Annotated in this window: 17 protein-coding genes; 7 read left to right on the top strand and 10 right to left on the bottom strand. The window is 37.9% G+C overall.

Features of this window, described 5'->3' with window-relative positions; genetic code table 11:
• Nucleotides 1-40: 40 nt before the first annotated feature.
• Nucleotides 41-1,369, top strand: coding sequence for a dihydroorotase (locus tag BN202_RS05890; protein WP_019219690.1), 1,329 nt, complete (start codon nucleotides 41-43; stop codon nucleotides 1,367-1,369).
• 146 nt (nucleotides 1,370-1,515) lie between these two features.
• Here BN202_RS05890 and BN202_RS05885 read toward each other — a convergent pair whose 3' ends face one another.
• Nucleotides 1,516-1,941 (bottom strand): TIGR02301 family protein, encoded by a 426-nt coding sequence (locus BN202_RS05885; protein WP_034987668.1) that lies wholly within the window; start codon nucleotides 1,939-1,941, stop codon nucleotides 1,516-1,518.
• Between the two features lie 479 nt (nucleotides 1,942-2,420).
• Between BN202_RS05885 and cysS the strand changes: the two genes are divergently transcribed.
• The 5 genes from cysS (at nucleotide 2,421) to pssA (ending at nucleotide 8,313) form a co-directional block, all read left to right on the top strand.
• On the top strand, nucleotides 2,421-3,929 hold the full coding sequence (gene cysS / locus BN202_RS05880; RefSeq protein WP_019219688.1) for a cysteine--tRNA ligase: 1,509 nt from the start codon (nucleotides 2,421-2,423) through the stop codon (nucleotides 3,927-3,929).
• A 40-nt stretch (nucleotides 3,930-3,969) separates the two neighbouring features.
• Entirely contained in the window at nucleotides 3,970-4,641 is a 672-nt protein-coding gene (locus BN202_RS05875) for a DUF421 domain-containing protein (RefSeq protein WP_019219687.1), read from the top strand.
• Between the two features lie 124 nt (nucleotides 4,642-4,765).
• Nucleotides 4,766-6,649, top strand: a complete 1,884-nt coding sequence (locus BN202_RS05870; RefSeq protein ID WP_019219686.1) for an ABCB family ABC transporter ATP-binding protein/permease — start codon at nucleotides 4,766-4,768, stop codon at nucleotides 6,647-6,649.
• 117 nt (nucleotides 6,650-6,766) lie between these two features.
• Entirely contained in the window at nucleotides 6,767-7,465 is a 699-nt protein-coding gene (locus BN202_RS05865; RefSeq protein ID WP_019219685.1) for a phosphatidylserine decarboxylase, read from the top strand.
• 8 nt (nucleotides 7,466-7,473) lie between these two features.
• Nucleotides 7,474-8,313, top strand: coding sequence for a CDP-diacylglycerol--serine O-phosphatidyltransferase (pssA, locus tag BN202_RS05860; protein WP_019219684.1), 840 nt, complete (start codon nucleotides 7,474-7,476; stop codon nucleotides 8,311-8,313).
• Between the two features lie 512 nt (nucleotides 8,314-8,825).
• Here pssA and BN202_RS05855 read toward each other — a convergent pair.
• The 9 genes from BN202_RS05855 to rpsF all read right to left on the bottom strand — a co-directional run bounded on the left by BN202_RS05855 (nucleotide 8,826) and on the right by rpsF (nucleotide 17,747).
• A complete protein-coding gene (locus tag BN202_RS05855; protein ID WP_034987596.1) occupies nucleotides 8,826-9,575 on the bottom strand; it encodes an SDR family NAD(P)-dependent oxidoreductase in 750 nt (249 codons plus the stop codon).
• A 2-nt stretch (nucleotides 9,576-9,577) separates the two neighbouring features.
• Nucleotides 9,578-11,068 (bottom strand): amidophosphoribosyltransferase, encoded by a 1,491-nt coding sequence (gene purF, locus BN202_RS05850; protein WP_019219682.1) that lies wholly within the window; start codon nucleotides 11,066-11,068, stop codon nucleotides 9,578-9,580.
• A 77-nt stretch (nucleotides 11,069-11,145) separates the two neighbouring features.
• Nucleotides 11,146-11,727 (bottom strand): CvpA family protein, encoded by a 582-nt coding sequence (locus tag BN202_RS05845; RefSeq protein ID WP_019219681.1) that lies wholly within the window; start codon nucleotides 11,725-11,727, stop codon nucleotides 11,146-11,148.
• Between the two features lie 127 nt (nucleotides 11,728-11,854).
• Entirely contained in the window at nucleotides 11,855-13,249 is a 1,395-nt protein-coding gene (gene radA / locus BN202_RS05840) for a DNA repair protein RadA (RefSeq protein WP_019219680.1), read from the bottom strand.
• Between the two features lie 6 nt (nucleotides 13,250-13,255).
• Nucleotides 13,256-14,746, bottom strand: coding sequence for a replicative DNA helicase (locus tag BN202_RS05835; RefSeq protein ID WP_034987665.1), 1,491 nt, complete (start codon nucleotides 14,744-14,746; stop codon nucleotides 13,256-13,258).
• A 613-nt stretch (nucleotides 14,747-15,359) separates the two neighbouring features.
• Complete coding sequence (rplI, locus tag BN202_RS05830; RefSeq protein WP_019219678.1) at nucleotides 15,360-15,935, bottom strand: 50S ribosomal protein L9; 576 nt, start codon at nucleotides 15,933-15,935, stop codon at nucleotides 15,360-15,362.
• A 25-nt stretch (nucleotides 15,936-15,960) separates the two neighbouring features.
• Nucleotides 15,961-16,941 carry a hypothetical protein gene (locus BN202_RS05825; protein WP_019219677.1) on the bottom strand — a complete coding sequence of 327 codons (981 nt, stop codon included), beginning with the start codon at nucleotides 16,939-16,941 and terminating at the stop codon, nucleotides 15,961-15,963.
• Between the two features lie 156 nt (nucleotides 16,942-17,097).
• On the bottom strand, nucleotides 17,098-17,346 hold the full coding sequence (rpsR, locus tag BN202_RS05820; RefSeq protein ID WP_006589286.1) for a 30S ribosomal protein S18: 249 nt from the start codon (nucleotides 17,344-17,346) through the stop codon (nucleotides 17,098-17,100).
• Nucleotides 17,346-17,747, bottom strand: a complete 402-nt coding sequence (gene rpsF / locus BN202_RS05815; RefSeq protein ID WP_019219676.1) for a 30S ribosomal protein S6 — start codon at nucleotides 17,745-17,747, stop codon at nucleotides 17,346-17,348. The genes rpsR and rpsF overlap by 1 nt, the downstream gene beginning before the upstream one ends.
• A gap of 344 nt (nucleotides 17,748-18,091) precedes the next feature.
• On the opposite strand from rpsF, the gene BN202_RS05810 reads away from it, so the two are divergent.
• A complete protein-coding gene (locus BN202_RS05810; protein ID WP_019219675.1) occupies nucleotides 18,092-18,679 on the top strand; it encodes an undecaprenyl-diphosphatase in 588 nt (195 codons plus the stop codon).
• Nucleotides 18,680-18,706 lie beyond the last annotated feature (27 nt).

Raw genomic sequence — 18,706 nt, 5'->3', positions numbered from 1 at the left:
TACATAATCGATAAAGAAAGGATATGTGAGGAGTACGGCTATGTTTAAAACATTTGATACAATTTTAAAAGGCGCAACGGTTGTAAATCATGATGGAAAGATTCAACGTGATATTGGTATTACAAATGGCCGTATTGCTGAAATTGGTGACCTTACATGCGCATCTGCTGGAGAAGTGATTGATTGTACAGGGCTGCATATTTTGCCAGGAATTATTGATAGTCAAGTTCATTTTCGCGAGCCGGGCAACGAACATAAAGAAGATTTAGAAAGTGGCTCCTATTCTGCGGTGTTAGGGGGAGTGACGGCGGTATTTGAAATGCCTAATACCAATCCATTAACCACATCGGAAGAGGCTCTAGCTGATAAGGTGAAACGCGGCTTTCATAGGATGCATTGTGATTTTGCATTTTGGGTTGGAGGAACACGTGAAAATGCCCATGAACTTTCTGAGTTAGAAAGATTGCCAGGCGCTGCTGGAATTAAAGTCTTCATGGGATCTTCTACCGGCAATCTTTTGGTAGATGATGATGAAAGTGTGCGTCTTATTTTGAAAAATACGCGCCGTCGTGTGGCTTTTCATTCTGAAGATGAAGAAAGGCTTAGAGAGCGTAAAATATTACGGATTGAAGGGGATGCATCATCGCACCCAGTTTGGCGTGATGAGGTTGCCGCATTAAAATGTACACAACGCTTGGTGAAAATTGCACATGAAACAAAGGCACGTATTCATGTGTTACATCTCTCTACAGCAGAAGAAATTGATTTTCTAAAAAAGCACAAAGATGTGGCAACAATTGAAGTTACACAGCACCATTTGACTTTAACGGTTCATGATTATCAACGCTTTGGTACATTAATTCAAATGAATCCACCGATCCGTGAGAGCCGTCATCGTGAAGCTCTTTGGTATGGTGTGCAGCAAGGTATTGTTGATGTATTAGGTTCTGATCATGCACCTCATACGCTTGAAGAAAAGCATCAACCTTATCCCGCTTCACCTCCAGGGATGACAGGTGTGCAAACAACAGCGGCAATTATGCTAACGCATGTAAATGCAGGAAAAATGTCTCTTGAACGTTTTATTGATCTTACCTCGCATGGTCCTAGCCGCATTTTTGGTATAAGTTGTAAGGGACGCATTGCTGTTGGCTATGATGCTGATTTAACTATCGTTGATTTAAAGCGAGAAGAAATAATTACCAATGCATTGATTGGTTCGCGCGCAGGTTGGACACCTTATGATGGTCAAAAGGTTAAAGGCTGGCCTGTTGGGACCATCATTCGCGGCAAGCGTGTTATGTGGGAAGGTGAAATTGTTACACCTTCGCAAGGTGAGCCTGTTAAATTTATAGAATCTTTGGTTTAGCCAAATAAAGTTGATGGATTTTACAAAATAGCTTTATTTATTGCAAAGGGCTCGCATGGTAATTTTATCAGATGAAGTTAAAGACATATTGCCAATTATTCTTTGAAAATGACTATATGTATAGCAGAAGCGGCTTATGAATTTATTCATTTTTTGTCAGTGGAATGGCTTAAATCGATAGTTTGATATTTTTGTAAAGATTGATTGTTATAATGCATAAGAAGGCTTTCGGATAAGGCTCTTCCTTCTTTAATATATCTTTGATTTGCTTCAATTGCTGATTGTGTGCAATAATGATAACTTTCTGAAAAAGCACGATATGCTGTATTAAACGCTTCATAAAAATAAATGCGTCTTTGTGGTGTTGGGTGTTCTGCTTCAATCAGTGCATGCATGGAGTCATACCATTGATTTGTTGGAGGCTTACAAAAATTTTGTAAAGCATGCAGAGATCCTAAAATTTCTGCTAATCGTAGCAATTTTTCCTCATAGGGTGGTGATTGTTGTGCAAAGGCTGGTATTAAAGCGAAGAAAAATGTCAGAAAGGTAATTTTTATCAATATATTACGGATCAATTTTTTGCTTTCTTTTAATAAACTTCTCTACAATTATAAGCGTGAATAAAGTCGTTTATGCACCATTACAAATAGCAGCTATATTATAAAATTTAGGGCATGAAAGAGGATAAGGAAAGAGCCATAGGGATATATTGCAAATTCTGATAAAGCTTTTTGTAATTAAAAATTTCAAATTTTCTGTATAGAATTTGTTTTTCATGGGAATGTACATTCTATTGATATTACGCATCGCAGATTTTATTCTGTGATGATTTTTTCATTAAGAAAAAAGAGCTATCGATAGAATATTCCAATCAAATAAAAGAGATTGTTTTTGTTACAGATGGTGGATACAGCCTAGATGAAGGGGGAGGGATGTTATGAGAATTTTACAGAAGCTATACGAAAATTTTCGCTTAAATTGCATAATGGCGATAATTTAAGAGAAATTTCACCCTGAGCGGCGGTAAGTTGAGTGCTAACGGAGTATAATAATGAGTAAGTTGCGATTTTATAATACGCTTACACGTAAAAAAGAAAATTTTACACCGATAGACGCCCAAAAAGTGCGTCTTTATGTCTGTGGTCCGACAGTTTATGATTATGCCCACATAGGGAATGCACGTCCTGTAATTGTTTTTGATCTGTTATTTCGTTTATTGCGTCATGTGTATGGTAAGGACCATGTTATATATGCGCGTAACATTACTGATGTAGATGATAAAATTAATGCACGAGCAGCTCACGAGTATCCAGAGTTAGCACTTAATGAAGCTATTCGTCGATTAACGGAACGTACTTATTCTCAATTTCAACAAGATACAATGGCACTTGGCTGTCTTTTGCCAACTAGTCAACCACGGGCAACGGATCATTTAGATGAAATGCGTGCCTTAATTGAAAAGTTAGTTAAAAAAGGGCACGCCTATAAAGCTGAAAATCATATATTGTTTTCTGTGAGTAGCATAAAAAATCATCCCCATTATGGAGAACTTGCAAAACGCTCGTTAGATGAAATGAAAGCGGGTGCGCGTGTTGATGTTGCTGCTTATAAAAGGGGGGAAATGGATTTTGTTTTATGGAAGCCCTCTGCGGCAGGAGAACCAGGTTGGTCTTCGCCGGCAGGAATTTCTGTTTTAGGACGCCCAGGTTGGCATATTGAATGTTCAGCAATGTCAATGGCAAAGCTGCTTGCACCTTATGGTGGAGGTTTGCACTGCGATGATCCAACAGCAAATATTTTTGATATTCATGGTGGTGGGCTTGATTTGATTTTTCCGCATCATGAAAATGAGATTGCGCAAAGTTGTTCAGCTTTTGGAACTGAACGAATGGCTAATTTTTGGATGCATAATGGTTTTTTGCAAGTTGAAGGTAAAAAAATGTCGAAAAGCCTTGGAAATTTCATAACGATTCGTTCTGTTTTAGAGAATAATTTTTTTGAATTTAATGATGCATTAACCGATGAAATAAAGCAAACTTGGACTGGCTTGTCTGCACGTTTTTCGATGTTACAAACGCATTATCGTGAACCATTAAATTGGACAGCTCAGCGTTTAGCAAACTCTAGTAGCGAACTTTATCGTTGGTATGAATTACTTCGCTGTGAAGCTGAGAGGCTGGAGGACAATGAAACGGTTGAGAATTCTTTGATAAACGCTCTCAGTGATGATTTGAATACTCCAAGTGCATTTGCTTTTTTACGAAAATTTTATAAAACAGGTGATGCTGTAGCTCTCGCAAATGGGATGCGTTTATTTGGGCTCTTACGCCAAGAGTGGGTGAGAGATAGAGAGTGCCCATTGTTTATGAGAAAAGCTTCTCTTGATGCAAAATTTATTAATCAACGCATTGCCGAAAGGCTGCAATTTATCCATAATAAAGAGTGGGCAGCTGCGGATACAATTCGTGATGAGCTTGCAGCCAAGGGGGTTATTTTAAAAGACGAAAAAGACCCACAGACTGGTAAGCGTATGACGTTGTGGGAAGTAAAGCGGTTATAATTTTCCTATTCCAGCAGCTTTCATAAAAAGGGAGGATGTAATGGAATTTGTATATAGTTATGGATATGTTGCGCTTAAATTAGCTGTAGGTCTTATAGCTTTTCTACTCATTTTAAGAACGACGGGGCGTGGTAGTCTTAGTCAAATGACACCTGTTGATTTGGTTAGTAATTTTGTAATGGGGGGTATCATTGGAGGGGTGATTTATAATCCCAATATTAGTATTGTTAAATTATTGGTTGTTTTATGTATTTGGCAAGCATTGGTTACATTTCTTAATTTTTTTGCACACTATTCCGTTTTTTTTCGTCGTCTTGTTGCAGGACAGAATGTCCCATTAGTTTTGGATGGTGTATTTCAAATGGATAAGATTAAAAATTTGGGTATTACCGTCAATGATTTGATTACAATGTTGCGCATTAAAGGCTGTAGTTTACATGAAGCAGCTTTTGTTCATTTAGAAACGAATGGTGATTGTTCTGTTGTTAAAAAGGAAGAAGGTAAGAAGTCTGTCATTTTAGTACAAAATGGCGAAGTTTTTGATAAAGGGCTTAAAGAGATTGGTAAATCAAAAACATGGCTTCAAGCAGAATTGAAAAAAAACCATGTTAAAATTGAGAGTTTGTTTGCAGCAGAATGGTATGAGCATACAGATCAAAATAATAAACTTTCTAAAGGATTATTTCTTGTTCCTTTTTTAAAAACAGTCTAACCTTGAACGCTTAAAAGATAGAACTCATTGGAAGCGTATAGAAGAGATAATATGGGAACAGTGAGTAACAATGGGGAGCTCTATAGTCTCTCCTCTTGAGAGATGATAAAGAAGTAAGGGCTTTATGAAACGCAACAAAACGGTAAAGACTGTATCATCAGAGACAGGTCAGACTTTTCACACACTTTACAATTTATGGCCCTATATGTGGCCCGCAGATCGCCGTGATTTGAAAGTGCGGGTTCTATGGGCAATCTTGTACCTTATTCTCGCCAAGCTGTTTCTCATCTCTGTACCCTATTTCTTTAAGTATGCTACGAATACGCTTGATACGAATTTTAATTTCCCAATATGGCTTTCATCCAGTTGGATTGTTCCCATTATGCTTGTTTTGGCATATAATATTGCGCGCATTGTTCAGGCTGCATTAAATCAATTACGTGATTCTCTATTTGCAACCGTTGGTCAACATGCTATTCGCCAGCTTGCTTATAAGACTTTTGTACATATTCATGGATTATCTTTACGCTTTCATTTAGAAAAGCGAACTGGTGGGCTTTCTCGTGTGATTGAGCGTGGTACGAAAGGAATTGAAGCGATCGTTAGATTTTCAATTCTCAATACGGTACCAACGGTTTTAGAGTTTATTCTGACAGCACTTGTGTTTTACATCAACTATGGGTGGTATTACGTCTTCATAGTTGTGATAATGGTTAGTATCTATACTTTGTTCACAATCAAGGCGAGTGATTGGCGTATTCGTATTCGGCAAGAGATGAATACAGCAGATACAGAGGCCAATACGCGTGCTGTTGATTCTCTTTTGAATTTTGAAACAGTCAAATATTTTTGTAATGAGACTCTAGAAGCGCGTCGATTTGATTCTTCTATGGCAAGTTATGAAAAAGCAGCAACAAAAATTTGGACATCATTAAGCTGGCTTAATTTTGGTCAGGCTCTTATTTTTGGCATTGGAATGACTATTCTGATGTTGATGTCAGCTTACGAAGTGTTTTATAAGACACAGACTTTAGGGGATTTCGTTTTTATTAATGCGCTTTTAATACAGCTTTCTATTCCACTAAATTTTATTGGTTCAATTTATCGCGATATTCGGCAAGGACTCACTGATATCGAAGCTATGTTTGATCTTTTAGACGTTGAGCAGGAAATCGTTGATAAGGTAGATGCCAAACCATTGGTAGTAGATGGTGGCAGCATTTGCTTTAATCAGGTAAATTTTTCCTATGATCCGTCTCGCCAGATTCTCAAAGATATTAATTTTGAAATTCCGAGAGGAAAAACTGTTGCAATTGTTGGGCCATCAGGAGCTGGTAAATCGACAATCTCTCGATTACTTTTTCGTTTTTATGATGTTAATGCAGGCTCCATCACAATTGATGGGCAAGATATTCGTGATGTAACGCAAAAAAGTTTGCGTGAAGCAATTGGTATGGTTCCCCAAGACACAGTGTTATTTAATGATACAATTGCTTATAATATTTGCTACGGGCGCCCAAGTGCTACAGATGAAGAGATGCGCAAAGCTGCTGAAATGGCACAGATATCGAAATTTATTGAGATGCTTCCGGAAGGTTTTCAGTCTATGGTAGGTGAGCGTGGTCTCAAACTATCAGGTGGCGAAAAGCAACGGGTAGCTATCGCTCGAACATTGTTAAAAGCACCTCCACTTCTTATTCTCGATGAGGCAACTGCAGCTCTTGATACAGCTACGGAACAGGAAATTCAACAAGCATTGGATATTGTCAGTCGTGGGCGGACAACATTGATAATTGCCCATCGTCTTTCTACTGTTATCAATGCGGATGAAATTTTGGTCCTCAAAAATGGTCGTATTATTGAAAATGGGACTCATAAAGAGCTTTTACGTAAGAGAGGTTTATATGCTTCGATGTGGAATAAACAACTTGAGGCCTCGCAAGCTGAAGAAAAATTACGTAAAATGCGTGAAGAAGATGAAATAGGCGTTGTTAATCGTAAAAAATAAGCTGCGCAAAATGTAATTTATAACTTTATATGGAGTGATTGGTTCAGTACAGAAAGGAATAAGGAGGAACAAAAGGATTTATGACTTAGTTAAGTTATACGATGAATAGGAAATTATATGAGTATTTTACAATCTATCCATAAGAGTTTTACGCCAATTCATAAAGAGGGCTATCCTTTTATTGTTGCGTTTTTTATTATTTCTCTCTTTCTTGGTTGGCTATGGAATCCATTGTTTTGGTGTGGTCTTGTTCTCACTATTTGGTGCATATATTTTTTTCGTGATCCAGATCGTGTGATTCCTTTGAATTCCAATTGGGTTATGTCTCCTGCTGATGGGCGCATCTCATGCGTTGAAGCATGTGTTCCACCTGAAGAATTGGGATTAGGTAAAGAAGAAATGATCCGGATTTCTGTGTTTATGGATATTTTTTCATGTCATATCAATCGTATTCCCATAAATGGTACTATAGAGTCTATAGTTTATCGTCCAGGTAGTTTTGCCAATGCTGAGCTTGATAAAGCGAGTCGATTTAATGAGCGTAATGGAATGGTGATTGACAGCAAACATGGTAAAATTGGCATGGTACAGATCGCCGGAATGATTGCGCGCCGGATTGTTTGTTGGGCAAAAGAGAATAATTCCGTTACAGTTGGAGAACGATTTGGTTTGATTCGTTTTGGTTCTCGCCTTGACATTTATGTACCAACTACAGTGAAATTACGTGTTGCAGTTGGCCAAACAGCAATTGCGGGAGAAACAATTTTAGGTTCTTTTGATGAAAAGAGTGCTACAATTGACTTCAGATTTGATTAGGATGAACAATGAAAAACTTTTCGCTATTTTCTTCATTTAATCCTGAGGGACAACATGATGATGTTGCCAATCGGTGGCGCTCACCTACCCCAATGCGCTATATCATCCCCAATATTATAACTATTTTGGCGATTTGTGCAGGGATGAGTAGTATTCGTTTGGCTTTCGATAATCGCTATGAGGGAGCTATTTTAATGGTGCTTTTAGCGGCAATTTTAGATGGCACGGATGGTCGTATTGCTCGTTTGATAGATGGGAGTTCGTCTTTTGGTGCGCAGATGGATTCTCTTGCTGATGTAATTAATTTTGGTGTTGCACCTGCACTTATTGTTTATTCCTTTATTTTAACGCAAGCGCATCAAGTAGGGTGGGTAGCAGCACTTGTTTATTGTGTTGCTTGTTGTTTGCGATTAGCACGTTTTAATGTCATGTTAGATAATGCTGATATACCAAAATGGCAGGAAAGTTATTTTGTTGGTGTTCCTGCCCCAGCAGGGGCATTATTGCTTTTATTACCTATGTATCTGGGAGCTCTTGGTTTGGTACCAAGTTGGGGTTGGGCATTATTTTTTAGCCTTTATACGGTAATTATTGCATTTCTTTTGGTCAGTCGTTTACCAGTATGGAATGCAAAAACAATTGATCAAAATCTAAGACGTGATGTCGTTGTACCATGCATGTTAGGAATTGTTATTTATGTAGGCTTTATTGCAACCTATACATGGTATACTTTATTGGTCACAGCTGTTGGCTATATGATTTTTCTCCCCTGTAGTTTTATGGCTTATAATAAACGGGCTGCTTTAGAAGAAAAAAACAACGACGCTAAAGCTATTCAAGAATCATAGAGCTTTGTTTATTTTAGCAAGAACGGTAGAAGTACAGAGAAATTTAATTGAGGTTAATTCCTTCTATTCTCTGTCTATAATTAATGAGCGCAGATTCCTTAAAGAGAGTAATGGGTCATTATATTGCTCATTTATGGAATTACTTTAAAGAAGCCTTTTTTGTTGCTTCCAATCTCATTTTACAGCGAAGATAGTAAAGGGTATCATACCAGATCTATTTTATACTATTGTCTTTACACTTATAAAAATACGAGCTGGCACCATCATTTTTATTTATTGGCTTTTAATGTGGTACTTTCTTTCGCATTTACAACCATAATATCGATTTTTTCCAGTGTTTAGCAATTGCAACAGCAAGATTTTCTAAATTTTTCATAGAAAGCATATTATTTTTTATAATTTTTTATGGCATGCAAGCGAGTACTTTTTAGTGAGAAAAAGTTTCAATTGTATTTGCAACATTTGTTGAAGTTACAGAAAGACGAATTATTCTTACAAACAAATCCGTTGCCTTAATCAGGGATATGATAATTCATAAATCGATTTTTACGGACATTAAAGAGTTTGCCTGTTTCTTTCAAATCAGGTGAGGATAAATGGACTATCTTTGCAGCGACTTCTTGTGGTGCAGGGAGTGTTTGAGGATCCTCACCAGGCATAGCTTGTGCACGCATAGCAGTGCGTGTTGCACCAGGGTCAACACAATTAATTTTAATAGGAGTTTGCTTTAACTCTTCTGCCCAGCAACGAGCAATGATTTCTAAAGCAGCTTTAGAGGCTGCATACGGCCCCCAGAAAGTGCGTGCAATATGAGCAACGCTTGAAGATAACAGAATTGCTCGTCCAGCATCAGATTTACGCAATAAAGGTTCAACAGCTTTCATTAAGCGCCATTGGCTGAAGAGGTTTATTTGAAAAACATCTTCAAATACCGTATTTTCGGTATGTGCTATTGGTGAGAGTGTTCCAAGAATTCCTGCATTTGCAACCATAATATCGAGTTTTTGCCAGCGTTTAGCAATTGAAACAGCAAGAGTATCAATGTTATCCATATGATGTAAATCGAGTGGGACGAGTGTTGCATGAGCGCCTTTTTTTCGGATTTGATTATCCAGTTCAGTAAGGCCACTAACCGTACGTGCAAGGGCGATAATATGAGCACCACGTGCTGCGAGCTCTAAAGCTAAATGGTAGCCAATGCCTCTTGAAGCACCTGTAACAAGTGCAACACGACCAACAAGACTAAAATCAAATTGTGTCATCATTAATTTCTTGTTTTCAAGACAGACAATCGATGAATTTGAGGAATGTTTTCTTGATCAACCAAATGTGTAGGATAGTGTCCAGTAAAATAATGGTCAGTAAATTGTGGATCAGAATTATTTCGTTTTTCACCTAACACAGCAAGATACAGACCATCGGTGGAAAGGAACTCTAATGAGTCAGCTCCAACAAAATGACACATAGATTTTAAGTCTGGATATTGATTAGCCAATAAGCTTTCAACATTGGGTGTATCAATACCATAAAAATCAGGATAAAAAATCATGGGGCTAGAAATGCGCATATGAACTTCTTTTGCTCCTGCATCACGGAGCATTCGTACAATTTTGAGGGAGGTTGTTCCACGCACAATAGAATCATCAACCAAAATAACACGTTTTCCTTTGATAACAGAACGATTTGCTGAATGCTTTAATTTTACACCAAAAGCACGAATTTGCTGTGTTGGTTCGATAAAAGTGCGGCCAACATAATGATTGCGAATAATACCAAGTTCAAAAGGAATTCCAATTTCTTGTGCATAACCAATTGCGGCAGGTGTTCCACCATCTGGAATGGGAACCACAACATCACCCTCACAAGGTGCTTCTTGTGCCAAACGGATTCCCATATTTTTACGTACCGTATAAACATTACGCCCTCCAACAATTGAATCAGGACGTGCAAAATACACATATTCAAAAAGGCAAATTTTTTCGGGTTTCTCACTCTCTGGTTTTATAATCTTTTTCGTAATTTCGCCATTTTTTTGTATTTCACAGATGATAATTTCCCCATTTTTGACATCGCGTACATATTTTGCTCCAATAATATCAAGAGCACAGGTTTCAGAACAAAAAATTGGTTTACCATCAAGCTCTCCCATCACCAGAGGCCGAATACCTGTGGGATCGCGTGCAGCAATAAGCTTGGTGCGTGTGAGTGCTAACATGGCATATCCACCTTCTACTTGCCGAATAGCATCAACAAAACGATCAGAAGAGGATTCATGACGTGAACGAGCAATAAGATGGAGAAAAACTTCTGAATCCGATGTTGATTGGCAAATAGCGCCTGATGCAATGAGTTCACGGCGTAATGTAAGACCATTGGTGAGATTACCATTATGGGCAATAGCAATACCTCCAGCTTTTAATTCAGCAAAAAGAGGCTGAACGTTGCGTAATGCTACTTCCCCAGTTGTTGAATAACGGGTATGGCCGATAGCACGATTTCCCGGTAAACGAGCAAGTGTTACGGGATTTGTATAGTGATCACCAACAAGACCTAGATGCTTTTCTTGATGAAACATTTTATTATGATAAGAAACAATTCCAGCAGCTTCTTGTCCACGATGTTGAAGCGCATGAAGCCCGAGAGCTGTTAATGTTGCGGCATCTTCATGCCCAAGAATACCAAAAACTCCACATTCTTCATGAAGAGTATCATCATCCAATAAAAAATCCTGACAGGAAATGTCGCTTTGTGTCATTATATTCTTTCAATTGTACTATGAGGAATAACCATATTACTCTTACACATTATTTGGAACTTTAGGCTCATGATAAACTATTCCTTATTTTGCTGAATAAGCTTTTCATGAGAGTACTTATTCTGTGTGGGAGCATCATCTTTTTTGAAGATTTTTTCTGCTTTTTCAAGCACAATATCGAGGTTTTTAGGAAGTCTTTCCCAAACTTTTTGCCCCAATGAATCTAAGATGGGTTTTGTTCTGGCATTTTTTAGCCAATTTGCTTGGTTTTCTGGTTTAATAAGTGCATTAAGAAGCAACATACCGATGACCACGATGAATAAACCGCGAAGTGTTCCAAAAACAAAACCAATAGTGCGGTCAAGGATACCAATTCGACTATCAATAATAAAATCGGAGATTTTCATTGTAATGATTGAAGTAATAATGAGAACAATAATAAAAATCGTAACCAATGTTGTGATTAATGCAATCGTTTTATTAGAGAGATATTGCTCAAAAAATGGCAAGACAGGTTTGAATAAAAACAGTGTAGCAACAGCAGCAATTGCCCAAGAAACCAACGAAAATACTTCACGCGAAAACCCTCTAAGCATAGCAAGAAAAGCGGACAACAGGATGACCGCTACGACAATTCCATCAAGGACTGTTATGATCATTTGTTTGTTCCTTATACATAAAGTTGTGTTCTTATAAGTTAATATACAAATACGTTTCTTGTTATGTCATTTTTTATTCTTATAGCAAGCGTCTTTTGTATTTTATAGAGTTTTTTCTATATTATTATCATGTGTATGGGGCGGCAGATTTTTTACCTGCGGTAAGGGCAGCAACCAGCTCAGGAAGATCGGAGAATGTTTTTTGTTGAAAATTGAGCAATTTTATTGTTTTGCTTGTTGTCGTGGGGTGCACAGCTCCTTGAAAGCCAAGTTTTTTTGCTTCATTGATGCGTTGTGCTGAATGTGCAACAGTGCGGGTAGCACCCGAAAGGCTGATTTCACCAAAATAGACGAAATCCGCTGGGAGAGGAATGTTTGTAAGAGAAGATACCAAAGCGGCTGCAACGGCTAAGTCCGCCGCGGGTTCTGATATGCGATATCCGCCTGCAACATTAAGATAGACATCATGTTGTCCAAAACGGATACCACAATGGGCTTCTAAAACAGCAAGAATCATTGAAAGACGATTTCCATCCCATCCCACAACAGCGCGTCGTGGTGTTCCAAGCGAAGTGGGAGCCACAAGTGCTTGAATTTCTACTAATATCGGACGAGTTCCTTCCAATCCTGCGAAAACAGCAGATCCTGGTGCTTTTTCATTTCGCTCACCTAAAAATAGTTCGGATGGATTGATGACTTCTTGTAATCCTTTATCAGACATTTCGAAAACACCAATTTCATGCGTCGGTCCAAAGCGGTTTTTTACAGTTCGCAGGATGCGATAATGCTGTCCTCCTTCACCTTCAAAATAGAGAACACCATCAACCATATGTTCGACAACGCGAGGTCCTGCAATTTGCCCATCTTTTGTCACATGGCCAACAAGGACAACAGCTGCTCCTGTTTTTTTTGCAAAGCGGATCATGGCTTGAGCACCAATACGCACTTGTGTGACGGTTCCAGGTGCTGAATCTGCAGCATCTGACCATAGAGTTTGAATGGAATCGATAATAACCATATCGAGGTTTTTATATTCACTTAAGGTTGCAAGAATATCTTCAACATTCGTTTCGGCAGCAAGCTTAACTTCTGTATTGGCAGCCCCAAGCCTTTGTGCACGCAGACAGATTTGTGCAATAGCTTCTTCCCCTGAAACATAGACGACATTGTATCCTTTTCGCGACAAAGCAGCAGCTGTTTGTGTGAGCAATGTTGATTTACCAATACCAGGATCGCCACCAACAAGGAGTGCGGATCCACGGACAAAGCCTCCACCGGTAACACGATCAAGTTCAGCAATACCAGAATAGATACGTGGAGCATCTTGAAGGTTTTCAGCAAGGGATGTAAGAGGAACTATGCGTCCTTTGCGAACATTTTGCATTGGACCAGTGCCAATACCACCATGCACATTTTCTTCGATCAAAGAATTCCATTCGCCACAGGAGCTACATTTCCCAGCCCAACGTGAATGGATGGTGCCGCAATTTTGGCAGATAAATTGAACACGATTGCGTGCCATGATGATTTAACCAATTTGTTCTGGAAGATAATTGCTATCTGCCAAATCGCTAAAGCGTGTGTAATCAGCTTGAAAAGCAAGAGGAACGGTTCCTGTGGGGCCATGACGTTGTTTTGCAACAATAACATCAGCTTTCCCCATAATTTTATCCATTTCATCTTGCCATCTCTGATGTTCAAGAGTGCCCAATTTGGGTTCTTCATTTTTGAAATAATATTCTTCACGATAGACAAAAAGGACAATGTCTGCATCTTGCTCAATCGAACCAGATTCACGTAAATCTGAGAGTTGTGGCCGTTTATCTGTTCTGTTTTCCACTTGACGCGAAAGTTGTGAAAGAGCGATGATAGGAATATTCAATTCTTTTGCTAATGCTTTTAATCCTGTAGTAATTTCTGTAATTTCCTGAACACGATTTTCTGATGAACGCTTTGAACCGCTTGTCATGAGCTGAATATAGTCAATAAACAAGACATCCAAACCATGTTGTCGTTTGAGACGTCGTGCACGTGCAGCCAGTTGTCCGATTGATATCCCACCAGTTTGATCAATATAAAGCGGTGCTTTTTGTAAGCGATTCATGGCACGAATGATTTTTGTAAATTGCTCTTCTGAAATATTTCCCCGTCGGATGTCAGAAGAAGAAACCTCTGTTTGTTCGGAAATAATACGGGTTGCAAGTTGTTCTGATGACATTTCCAATGAAAAAAATCCAACAATACCTCCCTCATTTCCTTGTGTTTTGTTATCACGATTGCAGGCATTAGCAATATTAAAGGCAATATTGGTAGCCAGTGATGTTTTTCCCATACCGGGGCGTCCAGCAAGGATAATTAAGTCTGATGCTTGTAATCCGCCCATCTTTTCATCAAGTGTTTTTATATGGGTAGCTATCCCTGATAAGTGTGAAGAACGCTGTTTGGCAGCACTTGCCATATCAACAGCTTTTTTGATAGCTTCGTTGAAATTTTCAAATCCTCCTCCATACTTTCCCTTTTCTGCCAATTCAAACAACTGATGTTCAACAGTTTCAATTTGTTGTGATGGCGTAAAATCTACAGGAGCATCAAAGGCTGTATTAACAACTTGAGTTCCAAGATTAATTAAGGATCGCCGGATAAAAAGATCATAAATAACCCGTCCATAATCTTGCACATTAATAATTGTTACTGCTTCTTTTGCTAAACGAACGACGTAATTATATACGGTGATATCACCAATTTTTTCATCAGCAGGAATAAAGAACTTAATGGTAACTGGGTCGGCAATTTTTCCTTTTTTGATAAGTTGGGATAAAACATCATAAATTTTTTGATGAAGTGGTTCAAAAAAATGTTCGGGTTTTAGAAAATCTGAAACGCGATCATGCGCATTATTATTGATGAGAAGTGCACCAAGCAATGCTTGTTCAGCTTCAATATTATGCGGGAGTTGTTGAAAAGAAGAGGAGTCTTCTTTTTGTGAAGAACTGAAACTGACAACGCTTGCTTTTTCCATAACAGTTTTTTCCACTAAAATCTCATCTTTCGCTATTTTAAGCAATCAATTAAACACTGCATCTTAAAAAGATAGGGGACTAGATCTTCATTTTAAGTTAAAATGGCACGTTCAATTTCTGATTCACCATTTATTTATGTGTTTTTATATGTAGCTTATTCCTTTATAATTTATTTTTATAGTACGGAAATTTTAGAGAGTATATAAATTTTCCAAATTGTACTTTTGGTATTTTAAAAAATACAATTTCATGTCTCGAATATTTTGGCATTATATGATTTCAAAATTTAATATTGTTACAGGTAAAATAACTTTTTTATTTTAGATAACAGGATGTGATTGAACTACCACTGTGTACAACCTCTCTTCTTTTTAAAAGTAGGGAAGAGGTAATTTTTCATTTTTATAACAAAATAACGTGTGTAAATATTTTTGCTTACTGTGGGCATGGTCTTTAGTATGGGCTGTTTTTACATAATATGCTAAACATCACCTTCCCATAAAAATAGAATTTTTTTATGATAAAATAATAAAACACTCAACTTTTTAGGCTGAGTGCTTTTATAACATATTAAGTTATTAAACGATATAGAAAACAATTAAACTTTGCTTATTAATTGTTGTTTGTATCATTTTCTTCTATTAACAAGTCTTCTTTTTTTTCTTCATCCGTTTCTTTCTGAATATCATATATTGCTTCAGCAGAGGTTAAATTTTCACCTTCTGCTTGACGTTGTGCTTCACTCGCTGAACGCGCAACATTAATAATCACAGAAATTTGAACTTCAGGATGCAGACTAAGAGTGATGGTATGAAGGCCGATGGTTTTTATTGGATGATTAAGTTCAACCTGATTACGTCCAATAGAAAAACCTTCACTTGTTATAATTTCAGAAATATCACGCGTTGATACAGATCCGTAAAGCTGCCCTGTTTCACCGGCTGAACGAACGGCAATAAATGATTTACCATCAAGCTTTTCAGCAACTTCCTGTGCTTCGCTTTTGCGTTCAAGATTGCGTGCTTCAAGTTGTGTGCGCTGTATTTCAAAATGTTTTTTATTATCTTCATTCGCGCGTAAAGCTTTTCCTTGAGGCAAAAGAAAATTACGTGCATAACCATCTTTTACTGAGACAATATCACCCATCTGACCGAGACGAGGAATGCGCTCAAGTAGAATAATATCCATAGTTTTTCCTTTCGAATAAATAAATTTAATGAAGTTTTTTGTGTGATTGAAAGTTGTATTGAATAGCTGCCCAAATACCCATTAAAAGCGTCATGAAAGAAATAGGTGGAGCAAAAACAACGGTTAAAATGGCAATATAAACCAGAGAGAGTATAACAATCCGACCGTTTATCCCCTTTGTAATATTATGGAGATATGCTAGACCACTGATTGATATGATCACAATATATGCAGAGCTAAAGACACGTGTACTCAAATTAGCAGCAGCGCTAAAATCAATCATAGATGCTATGCAAACAAGAATAAAAATAAAAATTCCAGAGATTGGAAGACGTAGAGTTTGGCTCCAATCATCACGGGGTCTTTTCAACCATTTCATATATTGTGCTGTTATCACCGCAAAATAAAGATTACCAATAAGAAAAACCAAACTATAAATGGTGAGAGCAATAGCAGTAAAAGTTGCTGCATGTGTTATTAAAAGCTCACTAAAAGCGCGTATATCGGTTTCTGTTATTGACCGCGATTGTTGCATAGCTTGTGTTATGTTTGCAGTGATTTTTTTTGCAATGAGGGGGGTGGATGGACGGGTTTGAACATAGAATCCGATAAAGGTTGCTATAAGAGCGATAAAATTGGTTAAATGAAAAATCACTGATGATAGTGGATACCATATCAGGGTATTTTCTTTTTGCGTTAACCGTGCAAGTCCAAGGAGCCAAGAAGCATAGACAGCAGGAAGGAAAAATAACAGCATAAAGCCAAGAGCAATATAGATATCAGTGGTGATAATAAGAAAAATAGTGGCAACTATAAGCGCAACGAGACTGGCTAATGTTCCTTGAGCGAATGCAACAATGAAAATTGGCGATGAAAGACAGCACCCAAGAAGAAGAGAAAGATAAGGCACAATATTTGCAACGCTGATAATTGCCATTGCTATCACAACGGCAAACAACCCTGCTAAAATACCAGTCATTACTTTATAAAGATGAAAATTTTTCATTTATCGCTGTCCTGCCTTTTGCAGTTAGAGGCACTATGAACACCTCAACTATTGGTATTTTATATATCTTAATACAGTGTATAATTAGCTATATAACTAAATCATACAAGGAAAAGCTACTGGGGAATTTTCCCAGCAGCGTAATTCATGGATAGTTTACCTTATAACATATGGAAGTAAACCTAGAAAACGAGCACGTTTAATGGCATTAGCTAATTCACGCTGCTTTTTTTGGCTAACGGCAGTGATTCTTGACGGAACAATTTTTCCACGTTCTGAAATATAACGCTGCAATAATTTGACATCTTTATAATCAATTTTAGGAGCATTTGCACCTGAAAATGGACATGTTTTACGACGACGATGAAAAGGACGACGTGCTGCAGCTTGATTAATGTCATTCATCATTCTACTCCTTCTATGACATCTTCACGTTGACGACGCGGGGAGCGAGGCCGTTCTTCACCAACATGAGCATTACGATCAAGGCGTGAGAGCACAACAGATTTCTCTGTTTCATGTTTTTCTACACGAATGGTCATGTAACGCAAAATATCTTCATTAATGCGCATCTGACGTTCAACTTCAGCAATTGCCGCAGCTGGTGCATCAACATTGATCAACACATAATAAGCCTTACGGTTTTTGCGGATACGATATGCAAGGGGACGAAGACCCCAATTTTCTACACGCCCAACTTTTCCACCATGCGCTTCAATGACACCTTTGTAGAGATTCAAAAGTTCATCAATTTGCTGCGGAGCAATGTCCTGTCGGGCAAGGAACACGTGTTCATAAAGAGCCATTGTTTTGCCTTTCTTCAATTAAACTTTACCGGTTTTAGCGCAAAGCCTCTGCGACTTGTCTTTTTTGGAGACCCAAAGAAGAAAGGACGCGTTTACAATTCGAGACATTCGAGAGCGGAGACACAGAAGGCCGAAAACATTGCGTCTTCTACTGGTTAATTTCCAGCCCTTCGTTCAATCCCCAGCTAAAGTGTCGGTAACAAACGTTTGACATTTACAGCTTATCTTTAAAAATAGCAAGTTTATGTGCATAAAAAATTGATTCATTAAATCTTGATATTGTTTATATCACTTTCTTTATAAAAGGATGACGCTGTAAAGCCATAAACATGGAGGAGAGAAGTATGGATTTTTTAAACCGGATTGACGTTGCACTTTTGGGAATATTTACTGGCAATCATCAATCTTGGTCAATTCTAGTGTTATTTAGTATTTTTTGCGCAAAATTTTTGATTTATATCATTCCACTACATCTTTGTGCATTGTGGTTTTGCGGTGAAAATATGGAACGACGTGTCGCACTAAGTATTTCTGTGAGCATTTGTATGGCTCTTTTTACAGGTTATCTTATTTCACTCACTTATTTTCACCCTCGTCCGTTTGTTGTAGGGTTGACAACTCCACTCATTCAACATCGTGCAACAGCTTCTTTTCCAAGTAATCATGCTTTGACCATTGCATCCTATACGGCGAGCCTTTATTTTTATCGATATAAAATTTTTTTTAGAGTTTCTGTGGTGTTTTTATGCTTGATCTGTTGGGGACGTATTTTCGTTGGTGTACATTATCCTCTTGATGTTATTGCTGGTACCATTTTAGGAAGTTTCATGAGTTGGGGAGTTATTAAATTTATGGCACCCTATTTCCCTAAGTTTTTATACCAAATTCCACCCTTAAAATATAACTTTAAGGGAAATATTCATTTCAAATAAGGTACTGCATCTTGATTTGCACAAATG

This window comes from Bartonella florencae (assembly GCF_000312525.1).
In the GTDB taxonomy this organism is placed as follows: Bacteria; Pseudomonadota; Alphaproteobacteria; order Rhizobiales; family Rhizobiaceae; genus Bartonella; species Bartonella florencae.
The sequence above is the reverse complement of the archived record's forward strand: the minus strand, read 5'-3'. Positions and strand labels throughout refer to the sequence as shown.

Coding starts and splice junctions, on each gene's coding strand:
- BN202_RS05890 (WP_019219690.1), top strand. CDS start 41: ATGTTTAAAACATTTGATACAATTTTAAAAGGCGCAACGGTTGTAAAT.
- cysS (WP_019219688.1), top strand. CDS start 2,421: ATGAGTAAGTTGCGATTTTATAATACGCTTACACGTAAAAAAGAAAAT.
- BN202_RS05875 (WP_019219687.1), top strand. CDS start 3,970: ATGGAATTTGTATATAGTTATGGATATGTTGCGCTTAAATTAGCTGTA.
- BN202_RS05870 (WP_019219686.1), top strand. CDS start 4,766: ATGAAACGCAACAAAACGGTAAAGACTGTATCATCAGAGACAGGTCAG.
- BN202_RS05865 (WP_019219685.1), top strand. CDS start 6,767: ATGAGTATTTTACAATCTATCCATAAGAGTTTTACGCCAATTCATAAA.
- pssA (WP_019219684.1), top strand. CDS start 7,474: ATGAAAAACTTTTCGCTATTTTCTTCATTTAATCCTGAGGGACAACAT.
- BN202_RS05855 (WP_034987596.1), bottom strand. CDS start 9,575: ATGACACAATTTGATTTTAGTCTTGTTGGTCGTGTTGCACTTGTTACA.
- purF (WP_019219682.1), bottom strand. CDS start 11,068: ATGACACAAAGCGACATTTCCTGTCAGGATTTTTTATTGGATGATGAT.
- BN202_RS05845 (WP_019219681.1), bottom strand. CDS start 11,727: ATGATCATAACAGTCCTTGATGGAATTGTCGTAGCGGTCATCCTGTTG.
- radA (WP_019219680.1), bottom strand. CDS start 13,249: ATGGCACGCAATCGTGTTCAATTTATCTGCCAAAATTGCGGCACCATC.
- BN202_RS05835 (WP_034987665.1), bottom strand. CDS start 14,746: ATGGAAAAAGCAAGCGTTGTCAGTTTCAGTTCTTCACAAAAAGAAGAC.
- rplI (WP_019219678.1), bottom strand. CDS start 15,935: ATGGATATTATTCTACTTGAGCGCATTCCTCGTCTCGGTCAGATGGGT.
- BN202_RS05825 (WP_019219677.1), bottom strand. CDS start 16,941: ATGAAAAATTTTCATCTTTATAAAGTAATGACTGGTATTTTAGCAGGG.
- rpsR (WP_006589286.1), bottom strand. CDS start 17,346: ATGAATGACATTAATCAAGCTGCAGCACGTCGTCCTTTTCATCGTCGT.
- rpsF (WP_019219676.1), bottom strand. CDS start 17,747: ATGGCTCTTTATGAACACGTGTTCCTTGCCCGACAGGACATTGCTCCG.
- BN202_RS05810 (WP_019219675.1), top strand. CDS start 18,092: ATGGATTTTTTAAACCGGATTGACGTTGCACTTTTGGGAATATTTACT.